Origin of the sequence: Caproiciproducens galactitolivorans (assembly GCF_029266045.1) — a bacterium.
In the GTDB taxonomy this organism is placed as follows: domain Bacteria; phylum Bacillota; class Clostridia; order Oscillospirales; family Acutalibacteraceae; genus Caproiciproducens; species Caproiciproducens galactitolivorans.
Window position 1 is genome coordinate 42772 of record NZ_JAJUFJ010000011.1, and the last position, 13324, is coordinate 56095.

Here is a 13324-nt window from a genome sequence, read left to right on the forward strand (position 1 = left end):
TCCTTATGTAGGGAAATGAAAGTACTACATAGGGGGCTTTTTGTGCTATCCGCATAATCTGAAGCAGTTCAAAAACCGGAGGGAATTTTTTAGTATTGATAGGGCTGCCGGTATTCCTGTGCAGGCTGGACAAGGCCAAGCTCCGCCGGATTCAGCATGTTTGTCTGGATCGCGCGGTCGCGCAGGTAAATATAAAGCTCCGTCATGGTTGCGTTAAAGTAAGGAATGACGAACAGAATCCCGACACCTAAGCAAAGCGTGCCGAGCAGGAACCAGCCGAGGAAGGAAAGCTCAAGGACAAGGATATTCCATTTTTCCCCGTTGGTCATCATGCGGCTGATTTCCCGCGCTCGGCTCCCCGGAAGGGACGGATTGTCCGCCAGCAGGTAGGGAACCATAGTGTATTCCAAAGCTTTTATAATTCCCGGAACTACAAGGAGAAGGGACCACAGGCCGATTAAAAGGTTTGTAACAAACATGGCGCCTACGCCGTTTGAATAATTCAATTGGAAACCGCTGAAAACCGTTCCGAAATCCGTCACGCCGAAATGATTGTGCAGAAAAAAACGGCAGGTGCCGATCACAAACGGCATGGAAACGAATATCATAAGAAGAATATCTCCGTAGGGAGGTAAAGTCCAAGCCATATGGATCCCTTTTGTCAGAAAGCTGTACCCGCCGCCGAGCAGGCTTGTCAGAAGCGAAACAGCGAAAGCCACCCAATAACGCCCGGTGAGTGCAATTTTTGCGTTCGATTTTAGAATGGTTCTATTCCACATAGAAATCCCCCTGTAAAAAGTATCCGTTTGTAAAGCGATATCATATTTATATTCAAATTTTTCTTGTTTGTGCCCTAAACCCAAAATTAAGATTTAGATAGAAAAGGTGCTCCGCCGGCATTGCGCATGGGCCAAAAATGCCGCCGCCCCGTTCCCAGACGCCAGGCGCCCCCTTAACCGGGGTTTTGCCAACCGGTGCCTGAAAACGGACACGGCGGATACCGTTCTTTTGATTATACGAATGCTGGGCGCGGATTAGTCGATCGGATCGTCATTCCACGCATACATTTTGCGAAGCTCCTTGCCGACTTCCTCAAGCTGGTGGCTTGCGGCAATGCGGCGGCATGCGTTGAAGTGCGCACGGCCGTTCTTGTTTTCGGCAATCCACTTGCTGGCAAAGGTGCCGTCCTGAATTTCGGAGAGGACTTTCTTCATTTCTTTCTTTGTTTCTTCCGTAATCAGGCGCTTGCCGGTTTCGTAATCGCCGAATTCCGCGGTGTCGCTGATGGAGTAGCGCATTAGGGAGAAGCCGCCCCTGTAGATCAGGTCTACGATCAGCTTCATTTCATGGATGCACTCGAAATAAGCGTTTTCCGGTGCGTAGCCTGCTTCGACCAGCGTTTCAAAGCCGGCCTGCATCAAAGCGGTTACACCGCCGCAAAGCACGCACTGTTCGCCGAACAGGTCGGTTTCAGTTTCAATCTTAAAGGTGGTTTCCATAACGGCGGCTCTTGCGGCGCCGAGCCCGGCGGCGTAGGCAAGCCCGAGATCATGCGCATGGCCGGTGTAGTCCTGCGCCACGGCGATCAGGCACGGAACGCCTTTCCCCGCGGTGTATTCGCTGCGGACGGTATGGCCTGGCCCCTTCGGCGCGATCATAAATACGTCGACATTCTTCGGCGGCTGAATCTGGCCGTAATGGATGTTGAAGCCGTGCGCGAAAGCGATTGCCTTGCCTTCCGTAAGGTTGGGGGCAATGTCTTTTTTATACATATCGGCCTGACGCTCGTCCGGAATCAAAATCATAATAATATCGGCGGCCTTCGTCGCTTCTGCGACGCTGAGAACCTTTAAGCCGGCGGCTTCTGCTTTTTCCTTGCTCTTGCTGCCTTCGTAAAGGCCGACAATTACGTTTACACCGCTGTCACGCAGGTTCAGCGCATGGGCGTGGCCCTGGCTGCCATAGCCGATAATCGCAACGGTCTTCCCTTTAAGCAAATTGATGTCGCAATCTGCTTGGTAATAGATTTTTGGCATTTCTAATTCCTCCTGGCCTTACGGCAAAATATTAACGAAATACTTAAGCGAAAATGCTCAAGCATTGGTTGGCGGTTTAAGGATTCTTCTTTTTTGTGGTGGTGGCGCCTTTTTCAATGGCGAGCGTGCCGGCACGGACGATTTCCTTAATGCCGTACGGCCTTAAAAGGCTGATGAGTGTCTGGGTGCGTTCGTCATTGTCGCACAGGCGGAGCGTCAGCGAAGTGGTGGCAACGTCGACAATCTGCGCCTGCATCAGCTCGGCAATTTTCATAATTTCCGCGCGCTGCTTGGTGTTGCAGCTTACCTTGATCAGCGAAAGCTCGCAGCTTATGAAGCGGCCGGGTTCCAGAACCTTCACCTTAATGACGGGTATCAGCTTGTTGAGCTGCTTTTCCACCTGCTCCACAAGGTATTCGTCGCCGTTCACCACAATGGTGATGCGGGAAATGGTGGGATCCTCCGTAATCCCGACAGCGAGGCTGTCAATATTGAAGCCGCGGCGGGAAAACAGGCCGGAAACCTTGGAAAGGACGCCCGGCTGGTTTTCAACTAAAACGGAAAGGGTATATTTCATTCAGCCGCCTCCTATATCGTCGGCGCGTCGGGATCCACCCGGCACACCAGTATAAACGCTTTGTCGGATTTGAGCATTTCCGCCGCAAGCTTTTCGGCTTCCTCGTTGGAGGAAGCAAGCGCACAGCGGATTCCGTAGGCTTCCGCCAGCTTCACAAAGTCCGGATTGCCCTCCAGGACTGTCAGCACATAGCGGCTGCCGTACTTTTTTTCCTGAATTTCGCGAACCATGCCCAAACGGTCGTTCTGCATCAGGATGATTTTTATATTGACGCCGTACTGGCAGACGGTGCCAAGCTCGCACATCGCCATCTGGAAGGAACCGTCGCCGCAGATGCACAGAACCTGCCGGTGCGGCTTCGCCAGCTTTGCGCCGATGGCGGCGGGAAGCGCGTAACCCATGGTGCCGAGCCCGCCCGAAGTGAGGAAACGGCCTTCCTTTACGTTGAAATTGCGCGCGGCCCATATCTGGTTCTGCCCTACGTCGGCGGTCAGAATGGCGTCTTCCTCCATCATGGAGGAAAGCGAACGCATAAAGGAGCGCGGCTCCACAAAGCCGCTTTGGCTGTCCGGTTCGCCGACTGGCTTATATTCGTCTTTATAGCGCAGGACGGTGTCAATCCATTCCTGCGGCACGGAAACATTGGACTGCTCGGCAAAATCGTGGAGCACCAGCCGAATATCGCCCACAATGGGGATATGGGCGGTCATATTCTTGCCGATTTCGGCAGGGTCAATATCAATATGGATAATTTTTGCCTTTTCCGCCATTTGTTCCGGGGCGGAAACCGCCCGGTCGCCCACTCGCGCGCCGCAGAGGATCACAAGGTCGGCTTCGCTTACGGCGCGGTTTGCGTTTTTGTGCCCGTGCATGCCGATCATGCCAAGATACAGCCGGCTGTCCATCGGAACCACGCCAATGCCCATCATGGTGGAAACGACGGGGATGCCGCTTTTTTTCGCGAACGCGACCAGTTCATTCCGCGCGCCCGCCAGCACGACACCGCCCCCGCAGACCAGAACCGGGCGCTTTGCTTCCTGCATGGCGGCAAGTGCCTTTTTAATCTGCATGGCGTGTCCCTGTGTGCGCGGCTTGTAGCCGATAATTTCCGCGCGCTGGGGATAGATAAATTCTGGGACTTCAGAAAGCTGAATATCGACCGGAACGTCGATCAGCACCGGACCGGGGCGTCCAGTAGAGGCAATGTGGAACGCTTCTTTAAAAATCCGCGGCAGGTCCGAGGCGTTTTTTACCAAATAAGAATGTTTGGTAAACGGCTCGCATGCGCCGGTGATGTCCGCTTCCTGAAACACGTCGCGGCCAAGCAGTTCGGAACTGACCTGACCGGTAATGGCGATCAGGGGGACAGAGTCCATGTACGCCGTAGCAATACCGGTAATCATGTTGGTGGCACCGGGGCCGCTTGTCGCAATGCAGACGCCCGGTTTTCCGCTCGCCCTTGCGTAGCCGCTGGCTTCATGGGCGGCGTTCTGTTCCTCGCGCACCAAAATGTGCCGGATCGGTGAGCGGTATAGGTAGTCTAGGAAAGGGCAGATGGCCGCGCCGGGGTACCCGAACGCAATCTGCACGTTCTCGCTTTTTAGGCATTCTACCATGATTTCCGCTCCGCTTATCAATGCATTCACCTCAATAAATTTACTTGGATGTTATTCCTTATATTATAGAATTTTTGCCGGAACCCGTCAAGAAATTTTAGCGAACTAAATTGCTAAATTATTGCCGGTTCTTTCCCGTTTTTTCGTTACTGCTGATGAGATTTGTGCCCCTGCCCGAACCCCCGGCTTTGCCGCGGGAAAAAAGAAAGCCGTCCGCTTTGGTGCCCGGCGGATTTGCATTTGATTAAGAATAACAATTTCTGCAATAATTAATCCGCTTTCCGGGAATTATAGAGGAAGATTATCATGAAAAACGAGGGCTAAAATCCATGAATAAAAAATTTAGCAGAAAGCATCTGGTTTTTATGTCACTTGGGAATATTATCGGCTCGGGCCTGTTCCTTGGAAGTTCCACGGTTTTGTCCGTCGCGGGGCCGGCTGCGATTCTTTCGTATCTTTTCGGCGGGTTCATCATGGCGCTGGAGGTCATGTTCATTACGGAAATGTGCGTGATCCATCCGGCGCCGGGCGCGTTCCGGGTTCACGCCTCCGAAATCTTCGGACCGTGGATCGGCTTTGTGAACGGCTGGATGTTCTGGTTCAGCGGCGTTCTGGGAATGGCGAGCGAAGTTGCCGCGGCCGCCGTTTTCACGAGCTTCTGGTTCCCAAACGTGCCGCTTTGGATATTCTGCCTCGTCTATGCGGTCGTCATGACGGGGATTAATCTAAAGGATGTAAGAGGATTAAGTGAAATCGAAATGATTCTGGCTTCGGTAAAGGTGATCGCATTGGTTTTCTTCATCCTCTTCGGTTTTTCCGTTCTGCTTGGGTTCGTCCCGGGATTCTCCGTGGTGAACCGCCCGTTTGCGTCGTGGGAAAGCTTCTTGCCGAAAGGTGTAAACGGCGTGTTCGCTTCCATGATTATGGTGATGTTTTCCTTTACGGGAACGGGAATCATCGGCCTTGCCATCGCGGAAACAGAAGACCCGGCTCGAAATGCGCCTGCCGCGATTTTTATTATTAATGCCGTTGTCATTCTGCTTTACAGCATCTCTGCGCTCTTCCTCGTGTTGCTGATTCCGTGGGATACGCTGTCCCCGACGGTCAGCCCGTTTGTCACCGTCCTCAACCGTTTGAAAATCCCGTTTTCCGACAGCATCCTGAATTTTATTGTCCTGTCCGCTGCGCTCTCCGGGTTGAATTCCTCGATGTACAGCTCGTCCCGCATGCTGAATTCCCTCAGCCGCGGCCGGCAGGCTCCGGCAATTTTCCTCAAAAACAACAAAAACGGCGTGCCGGTTTACGCGCTGGTTGTAAGCAGCGTGGCGTTGCTTTTCACAGCGGTTTTATCGTACTGGCTTCCGCAGAAGGTCTTTGTCCTGCTCGCGACCGCCAGCGGCTTTCTGGCCATGTTCAATTGGCTGACGATTTCCGTCACCCACTATTTTTACCGCAGAAAAACGCTTCGGGAAAATCCGGAAAAGCTGCGCTACAAAGCACCGGGCTATCCCTTTACTTGCTTCCTGGAAGCGGTGCTGATTTTGGCGGTTCTGGCAACGTCGCCGTTTTACGAGGGGCAGGTGTCCGCGCTGGTCTGCGGGGTTATCCTTTTTGCAGCGCTGATTCTGTGCTATTTGCTCTTGAAAAAATTAAAGATTTTAACCTGAATTTCCAAAGAAAAGAAAGTTATTGCTTTCTTTTCCGCTCTTTCTTTCGTTTTCATCCGTTGTAGTAGGATTATGGGAAACAAGTACAAAATTTCCCCTAAAAATCCGCTTGTCTATGCATTGACAAAAAAATAACAATATGATATATTTTTAACATTAATAGTAACGGCGGCATAGCCCGTCAGCTCCTGTAGGGACAAATTATATGAGAGGAGAGTTCCAATTGGAATCGGTGTGTGACGTAATCCAATTAGACAAGATACTGGAAAAGTATCAGTATGATCCCGGAAGCATAATTGCCATTCTTCAGGATACACAGGAGGTGTATCATTATCTTCCCCGGTGCGTTTTTCCCTATTATTCGAGCAAGCTGGGAATCAGCGAAGCGCAGATTTTCAGCATAGCGACTTTTTATGAGAATTTCTCGCTGGAACCAAAGGGAAAATATGTCATTAAGGTTTGCGACGGAACAGCTTGCCATGTCCGCAAGTCGACGGCTATTCTTGAGCAGCTCCGCAGCGAACTGGGGCTTTCCCCTTCAAAAAAAACGACGGACGACCTTCTTTTTACGGTGGAAACGGTTTCCTGCCTTGGCGCCTGCGGGCTTGCCCCGACATTGACGGTGAACGATAAGGTAATGGGAATGATGTCTCCGGATAAAGTGAAGGAGCTTCTGACAGGGCTGAAGGAGGGAACGATTGATGCTTAAATCCCGTGAAGATTTGCAAAACCTCCGCGCGCTTTACAAGGAGCGGTTGGACCGCCAGAAAGTAAAAATCCTGATCTGTGCCGGAACCGCCTGCGTGGCAAACGGTTCGCTGAAGCTGTACGATACCTTTATGAAGCTGATCCAGGAAAAAGGAATCAACTGCGTGGTTGACCTGGAGCATGAGCCGGAAGGCGACCCCATCGGCGTGAAAAAGAGCGGATGCCACGGCTTCTGCGAAATGGGCCCGTTGGTGCGCATTGAGCCGAAAGGCTACCTGTACGTAAAAGTAAAGCCCGAAGACTGCGAAGAGATTCTGGGAACCAGCGTGGTTGGCGATACCTGCGTTGAGCGGCTGACATACCACAAAGGGGACGAAACCCACAAACATCAGGAATCCATTCCGTTCTATAAAATGCAGAAGCGCGTGGTGTTGGAGCATTGCGGGCAGATTGACGCAACCTCCATCGGCGAGTACATAGCGAAAGACGGCTACACCGCGCTGGAAAAGGCGTTGTTTGAAATGACGCCGGAAGAAGTGCTGCGCGAAGTTGAAATTTCCAACCTGCGCGGGCGCGGCGGCGGCGGATTCCCGACCGCGCGCAAATGGTCGCAGGTAAAACGGCAGAAGGCGAAGGAGAAATACATTGTTTGTAACGGCGACGAGGGCGACCCCGGCGCGTTTATGGACCGTAGCGTGATGGAGAGCGATCCCCACAAGATGCTGGAGGGCATGATCCTCGCGGCATACGTCTGCGGCGCGAAGCAGGGCTATATCTATGTCCGAGCGGAGTATCCGCTCGCGGTAAAGCGCCTCGGCATCGCCATTGAGCAGGCGCGTGAGCTCGGTATCCTGGGCGACCATATTTTAGGGACTGACCTTTGCTTCGATATAAAAATTAGCCGCGGCGCGGGCGCGTTCGTCTGCGGCGAGGGCAGCGCGCTGACCGCTTCCATCGAGGGCAAGCGCGGTATGCCGCGCGTAAAGCCGCCCCGTACGGTTGAGCATGGCCTTTACGACAGCCCGACGGTATTGAACAACGTGGAAACCTACGCGAACGTTCCGGCGATTGTCCTGAACGGAGGGCAGTGGTTCCGTTCCATCGGCCCGGAAAACAGCCCGGGAACCAAGGCATTCGCCCTGACCGGCAACATCGTGAACACCGGCTTGATTGAAGTGGCGATGGGAACTACCCTGCGTGAAATCATCTACGATATCGGCGGCGGCATGCGGGACGGTGCCGAATTCAAAGCCGTGCAGATCGGTGGTCCTTCCGGCGGATGTCTTACGAAGGAACACCTTGACCTGCCGCTGGACTTTGACAACCTGAAAAAGGTCGGCGCCATGATCGGCTCCGGCGGACTGGTTGTTATGGATGAACACACCTGTATGGTGGAGGTTGCCCGCTTCTTCATGAGCTTTACCCAGAATGAATCCTGCGGAAAATGCGTGCCCTGCCGTGAAGGCACCAAGCGCATGCTGGAAATTCTGGAGCGGATTGTCGCCGGAAACGGCCAGCCGGGCGACGTTGAACTGCTGGAAGAACTTGCGGAAACCATTTCGGCAACTGCGCTGTGTGGCTTGGGCAAATCTGCGGCGCTGCCGGTACTCAGCACGATCAAGTATTTCCGCGACGAGTACGACGCGCATATTAACGACAAAGTCTGCCCGACGAAAACCTGCCAGAAGCTGAGGAAGATTTACATAGATCCCGCCCTGTGCAAGGGCTGTTCAAAGTGCGCCAGAAATTGTCCCGCAGGGGCGATTACCGGGCAAATTAAATCGCCGTTTGTCATTGACAGCGCAAAGTGCGTGAAGTGCGGCGCGTGCGTCAGCGCCTGCGCGTTCCATGCGGTAAAGGAGGATTAATGAAATGAGCAGAGATTTTGTAATGGTCGACAATATTCCCGTGGCAATCGAGGGCGAGAAAAACCTGCTCAGCCTGATCCGCAAGGCGGGCATTGAGCTGCCAACCTTTTGCTATCATTCTGAACTGTCCGTATACGGCGCCTGCCGTATGTGCATGGTTGAAAATAAATGGGGCGGTATGGAAGCCGCGTGTTCCACTCCGCCGAAGGCCGGTATGGTGATTTACACCAATACGCCGAAACTCCGCCGGTACCGCAAAATGATTTTGGAGCTTCTGCTGTCCAATCACTGCCGCGACTGCACTACCTGCGAGAAAAACGGTGAGTGCAAGCTGCAGGAGCTTGCAGAGCGCTTCGGAATCAAGCGCGTCCGCTTCCAGAATACGGCGGATCAGCCGAAGCTGGACGATTCTTCCCCGTGCATTGTACGCGATACCAATAAATGCATCCTCTGCGGCGACTGTGTGCGTATGTGCAACGAAGTGCAGAACGTCGGCGCCATCGACTTTATGTCGCGCGGAGCGAAAATGACGGTTAGCACCGCGTTCCATATCCCGATTGCGGAATCCAACTGCGTGGGCTGCGGCCAGTGCGCCGCTGTTTGCCCGACGGGCGCGATTGTGGTGAAGAAGGAAACGGATCAGGTTTGGGCCGCGCTCAATGATAAAAAGACCAAAGTTGTGGTACAGATTGCTCCCGCCGTGCGTGTGGGCCTTGGCGGAAAGCTGGGTCAGAAGGCCGGAGATGACTTAATGGGCAAGATCGTCGCCGCGCTCAAGCGCATGGGTGCGGACGAAGTGTACGACACCGCGACCGGCGCGGATTTAACCGTAATGGAGGAAGCGAACGAGTTCATTGAGCGTTTGGAAAGCGGTGAAAACCTGCCGCTGTTCACCTCCTGCTGCCCGGCGTGGATTCAGTACGTGGAAAAGAAGCATCCGGAGCTGCTCCCCAATGTTTCCACCTGCCGTTCGCCGATGGAAATGTTCGGTTCCGTTCTGAAGGAGGAAAACAAGCACTCCCGCCGCAAGACCGTGGTCGTGGCGATTATGCCCTGCACCGCGAAAAAATTCGAGGCGGCAAGGGAGGAATTCAAGGAAAACGGCGTGCCGTATATCGATTACGTCCTTACCACGCAGGAATTAATCCAGATGATTAAGGAATCCGGTATCTATTTCTCCGAGCTGGAATCTGAAGCGATCGATATGCCGTTTAGCGACAAGAGCGGCGCGGGCGTGATCTTCGGCGTGACCGGCGGCGTTACGGAAGCGGTTATCCGCCGTCTGGCCGAGGATAAGTCCAGCGCAGAGCTTCGTTCCATCGCGTTCAACGGCGTGCGCGGAATGCAGGGCTTGAAGGAAACAACCGTCCAATACGGCGAACGCGAGCTGAAAATCGCCATTGTCAGCGGTCTGAAAAACGCGGAAGACCTGATTCAGCGCATGAAGAGCGGCGAAACGCATTACGATTTCGTAGAAGTCATGGCGTGCCCCGGTGGCTGTGTCTGCGGCGCGGGTCAGCCGATTACCGACGCGGAGGGCAAGAAAAAGCGCGGTGCCGGCCTGTATGCGGCAGATAAGATGTGCAGCATCAAGCGTTCGGAGGAAAACCCGGTGGTTATGTCCCTGTACGGCGATCTGCTGAAAGGGAAGGTTCATAAGCTCCTTCATGTGGATTATCAAAAGGGGAACAGGTGATTGCTATGACCATACGCGTTTGCGTCGGAACCTCCTGCCATTTGAAGGGCAGTTATAATGTCATCGCTGTTTTTCAGCAGTTAATCGAGAAGTATAAGTTGTATGACAAAGTAAAAGTGAAAGCGGCCTTCTGCATGGGTAAATGCGGCGGTGAGGGTGTGTGCGTAAGCATCGACAGGGGCCAGCCGCAAAGCGTTACCGGCAGTACCGCCAAGGCTTTCTTTGAGGATAACGTACTTCCGGAATTCCATAAGAAAAAAGCAAACAGCTAAAAACAAAGGGCGCGGGGACAAACCCCCGCGCCCTTTCCGTATCTTCATCTATCGGAAATTCCGATCATGCTTGGGCAATTGGTATTTCTCCGAACTAAAGAAAAATATAACAAATGTTATCTTATTAAGCCAGAAAGGCTTTTCCCTTAATAAATTATTAGGGAAAAAGCCTTTTCTTATTGATTGTTTTCATTTTCGGAATTCCTATTGGGAATTTAACAATAAATTACTTTGAATTCTTATTATTATAATTATTCAATGCCTTACCCAACTTAAACCCATAAAAATAATTGTAATATAAACCAAAATTCTCAAAAAAGACTCTATTACTGCTATTGCAAGTAATAACATAAAACTCCCCATCATCTTTAACTCCTTTTATATTAATACTCAATTACAGCATATTTTCTATTGAGAATAAAAATGAATTTGTCAACTGGAATTCTGAACTTCCTATGATTTGAACGTCAATGAAAACCTGTAAGAAAGCATGTACACGAAAGGTAGTTGGGGATACCCGGGAGTGCTGGGGGATTGTTTTGAACCCTCTCGACGGGAATTGTGAATTCCCCTGCGAGGACTTTGCATACTTTCGTCCGATACCGAAAGTAAGGGCCCTTCCAGCCTGAGGGTAAACTAAATTATTACCGGATTCTAAAAATTAAAAAGAGCTTAATCTCGTTTTTCCTACAAGCATGAGAAGCAAGGAAACCCAATTGTCGTTAATCACGACAATTGGGTTTCCTTATATAAAAATACTGGCTATGCTCTTGACGGGGTGCGGTGTTCTACGCGGTCGAGCGCCTTAATCAGGATGACGGCGACCACAGCGGTGAGAATCCCTTCGGGGAGCATGTAGCTTCCGTTGTATGTAAGGGAGTAGAGCCAGACCGGCATATCCTTCGGCGCGTAGTCCTGCCAGATAAGGATTCCCGAAGCGAAGCTGCACAGGAACCGCAGGAATGTTACGGCGGCTGCGCCGACAGCGACGCTGACGGAACGGTTCTTAAACGGCTTGCCGAAGAACGCCGCGATTCCCAGTACGGTGAACGCAAGGACGTAGTCTAAGAGCACAACGCCGGCGAAAGCGGCAAAGCTGTTTGCCGGCGGCGGATTGAATTTGATCAGCATTTGCAAAAGGCTGTGCACGAACGCGGTGCCGGCGCCCCATTTTAGCCCGTGGCGGTAAGAAACCAGAACCAGCGGCACCAAGCTTCCGCAGGTAACCGAGCCGCCCTGCGGCATTTCGTAAATTTTGAACATGCTCAGTACGGTCGACATGGCGATCATCAGAGCGCATTCGACGAGAATCAAGGTATTGCTCTTTTTCATAATTACCCTCCGAAAATTGTAAATTTTGAACCGAAAAACAATACCCGGGAAATAAAAAACGCTCCACGGATTCCGCTGGAGCGTTAAAAAGCAAATTTCCTACGCTGGCATTATCCAGATCAGGTTTAAGGGTCAAAAACGTCGATTCGCTTTCTCTCAGCCGAGGTTACTCAGCGCCCCTGTGTATTCAGTTCAATAATATATATTACAGAAAAGGCATTGATTTGTCAAGTGTTTTTGTGAATAAAATGACAAAGTTCCGCCGGGCGCGGCAAATTTCGCGCTTTAATCAGGAATCAGGAGGAGTTCTTTCAGCTCCGCAAGGTTGCGTGCGAAAACCCTGCCGCCCTTTTCTTCCATTTCCTCTTTTGTTCCAAAGCCGTATAGCACGCCGATAAAATGGGTGCCGGCCCTCTGCGCGCCTTCAATGTCAAAATGTGTGTCGCCGATCATAACGGCGTTTTCGGCCTTTACTCCGCAGTGCTTCAGGCACGATTCCAGCAGCACGTATTTTTCACCGCTGTGTTCGGATTCATTGGGGCAGGCGATATAGGAAAAATAAGGCGAAAGCTTAAAATAATCCAGAACGCGGTAAGCAATAGGGTCGGGCTTGGAGGTTGCCACAGCCATCGTTGCGCCTGCGCTTTTCAGTTCCTCCAGAAGTTCCATAATGCCGGGATAGGGGGTGTTTTGGAACGCGCCGGTCGTGTGGTAGACTTCGCGGTAATAAACGCTGGCCTTTTCCGCCTGTTCCGGCGTCATGCCGCAGAATTTAACGTAACCGTAATAAAGCGGTGGTCCGATAAACTTGCGGAGCACCTGATGGCTGGGAACCGGGAGCCCCATTTTTTCAAGGGAGTACTTAACGCAGGAGGTGATGCCCGGTTCGGAATCGGTGAGGGTGCCGTCCAAATCAAATAAGATTAAATCGTATGCTGGTTTCATTTGATCAACCCTTCTTTTATTGATTTTTTCTGTTTTCTGCTTTTTCCTCAAAACGATCCTTTTTTACGCTTACCCGCTCGTGCGTGCCGGTTGCAATCAGCCCGGCGTTGTCGTAGGCTTCCAGCTTGAAACGGTATATGCGCCCGTCGATTTCCGTCAGCTCGGCGGTAACGCTTACCTTGCAGCCGAGAGCAGTAGGGGCAAGATGCTCAACGGTAATGACAGAGCCCACAGTAGTGTAAGGTTCTTCCAGGTTTTTTTGCGCCAGCTCGGCTGCCGTCCCTTCAAAAAAGGCGGCAACCATCGGAGTGGCAAGCACGCGCACGCTTCCGCTGCCGAAATTGACGGCAAGCATCTCTTCCTTGACGGTGTATTCGCGGGTCAATTTTGTCTCTTTCATTGAAATTGCCTCCTGTATCATGATATAATAAATGATAAACGAATGGAAATAGCCGGAAGGAACCGGACTTTGTCTTTAGTATAACATACTCTGTCGGATTAATAAATAGAAAACAATAACCGGAGGGCAGCCTGCTGGCTAAATTCCGAAATGGCAAAATTTCCAAAACGTCGGTTGCGGGTTTGCTGCTCCGGTTGCGGCGCTTGC

The 13324-nt window shown here is 51.9% G+C and carries 12 protein-coding genes and 1 riboswitch; of the genes, 5 read left to right on the plus strand and 7 right to left on the minus strand.

Going from position 1 to position 13324, the window contains the following annotated elements:
• Positions 1 to 89: 89 nt before the first annotated feature.
• The 4 genes from P9B68_RS08860 to ilvB form a co-directional block, all read right to left on the minus strand.
• Positions 90 to 779: a DUF975 family protein gene (locus P9B68_RS08860; RefSeq protein WP_135658879.1), complete on the minus strand. Its 690-nt coding sequence runs from the start codon at positions 777 to 779 to the stop codon at positions 90 to 92.
• A gap of 255 nt (positions 780 to 1034) precedes the next feature.
• Entirely contained in the window at positions 1035 to 2036 is a 1002-nt protein-coding gene (ilvC, locus tag P9B68_RS08865; protein ID WP_135658882.1) for a ketol-acid reductoisomerase, read from the minus strand.
• 76 nt (positions 2037 to 2112) lie between these two features.
• Positions 2113 to 2613: an acetolactate synthase small subunit gene (gene ilvN, locus P9B68_RS08870; RefSeq protein WP_135658885.1), complete on the minus strand. Its 501-nt coding sequence runs from the start codon at positions 2611 to 2613 to the stop codon at positions 2113 to 2115.
• A gap of 11 nt (positions 2614 to 2624) precedes the next feature.
• Entirely contained in the window at positions 2625 to 4250 is a 1626-nt protein-coding gene (gene ilvB, locus P9B68_RS08875) for a biosynthetic-type acetolactate synthase large subunit (protein WP_277668873.1), read from the minus strand.
• A gap of 308 nt (positions 4251 to 4558) precedes the next feature.
• Between ilvB and P9B68_RS08880 the strand changes: the two genes are divergently transcribed.
• The 5 genes from P9B68_RS08880 to P9B68_RS08900 all read left to right on the plus strand — a co-directional run bounded on the left by P9B68_RS08880 (position 4559) and on the right by P9B68_RS08900 (position 10440).
• The gene (locus P9B68_RS08880; RefSeq protein ID WP_135658891.1) at positions 4559 to 5896 is read left to right on the plus strand and encodes an amino acid permease; all 1338 of its coding nucleotides are present in this window, start codon (positions 4559 to 4561) and stop codon (positions 5894 to 5896) included.
• A gap of 223 nt (positions 5897 to 6119) precedes the next feature.
• Positions 6120 to 6605: a complex I 24 kDa subunit family protein gene (locus tag P9B68_RS08885; RefSeq protein ID WP_407932278.1), complete on the plus strand. Its 486-nt coding sequence runs from the start codon at positions 6120 to 6122 to the stop codon at positions 6603 to 6605.
• A complete protein-coding gene (locus P9B68_RS08890; RefSeq protein ID WP_277668874.1) occupies positions 6598 to 8472 on the plus strand; it encodes an NADH-quinone oxidoreductase subunit NuoF in 1875 nt (624 codons plus the stop codon). Before P9B68_RS08885 ends, P9B68_RS08890 begins: the two co-directional genes overlap by 8 nt.
• Positions 8473 to 8476: 4 nt before the next feature.
• Positions 8477 to 10168, plus strand: a complete 1692-nt coding sequence (locus P9B68_RS08895; protein WP_135658897.1) for a [FeFe] hydrogenase, group A — start codon at positions 8477 to 8479, stop codon at positions 10166 to 10168.
• Between the two features lie 5 nt (positions 10169 to 10173).
• Complete coding sequence (locus P9B68_RS08900; RefSeq protein ID WP_135658900.1) at positions 10174 to 10440, plus strand: (2Fe-2S) ferredoxin domain-containing protein; 267 nt, start codon at positions 10174 to 10176, stop codon at positions 10438 to 10440.
• 762 nt (positions 10441 to 11202) lie between these two features.
• Here the strand turns inward: P9B68_RS08900 and thiT are convergent.
• From thiT to P9B68_RS08915, 3 genes are all read right to left on the minus strand, one after another.
• Entirely contained in the window at positions 11203 to 11772 is a 570-nt protein-coding gene (gene thiT, locus P9B68_RS08905; RefSeq protein WP_277668875.1) for an energy-coupled thiamine transporter ThiT, read from the minus strand.
• A gap of 79 nt (positions 11773 to 11851) precedes the next feature.
• Positions 11852 to 11963: riboswitch (TPP riboswitch) on the minus strand.
• Positions 11964 to 12057: 94 nt separating this feature from the next.
• Entirely contained in the window at positions 12058 to 12717 is a 660-nt protein-coding gene (locus P9B68_RS08910; protein ID WP_277668876.1) for an HAD hydrolase-like protein, read from the minus strand.
• Between the two features lie 16 nt (positions 12718 to 12733).
• The gene (locus P9B68_RS08915) at positions 12734 to 13117 is read right to left on the minus strand and encodes a thioesterase family protein (protein WP_135658907.1); all 384 of its coding nucleotides are present in this window, start codon (positions 13115 to 13117) and stop codon (positions 12734 to 12736) included.
• Between the last annotated feature and the right edge of the window lie 207 nt (positions 13118 to 13324).

Coding starts and splice junctions, on each gene's coding strand:
- P9B68_RS08900 (WP_135658900.1), top strand. CDS start 10,174: ATGACCATACGCGTTTGCGTCGGAACCTCCTGCCATTTGAAGGGCAGT.
- ilvC (WP_135658882.1), bottom strand. CDS start 2,036: ATGCCAAAAATCTATTACCAAGCAGATTGCGACATCAATTTGCTTAAA.
- P9B68_RS08910 (WP_277668876.1), bottom strand. CDS start 12,717: ATGAAACCAGCATACGATTTAATCTTATTTGATTTGGACGGCACCCTC.
- P9B68_RS08880 (WP_135658891.1), top strand. CDS start 4,559: ATGAATAAAAAATTTAGCAGAAAGCATCTGGTTTTTATGTCACTTGGG.
- P9B68_RS08860 (WP_135658879.1), bottom strand. CDS start 779: ATGTGGAATAGAACCATTCTAAAATCGAACGCAAAAATTGCACTCACC.
- P9B68_RS08915 (WP_135658907.1), bottom strand. CDS start 13,117: ATGAAAGAGACAAAATTGACCCGCGAATACACCGTCAAGGAAGAGATG.
- P9B68_RS08895 (WP_135658897.1), top strand. CDS start 8,477: ATGAGCAGAGATTTTGTAATGGTCGACAATATTCCCGTGGCAATCGAG.
- ilvN (WP_135658885.1), bottom strand. CDS start 2,613: ATGAAATATACCCTTTCCGTTTTAGTTGAAAACCAGCCGGGCGTCCTT.
- thiT (WP_277668875.1), bottom strand. CDS start 11,772: ATGAAAAAGAGCAATACCTTGATTCTCGTCGAATGCGCTCTGATGATC.
- P9B68_RS08890 (WP_277668874.1), top strand. CDS start 6,598: ATGCTTAAATCCCGTGAAGATTTGCAAAACCTCCGCGCGCTTTACAAG.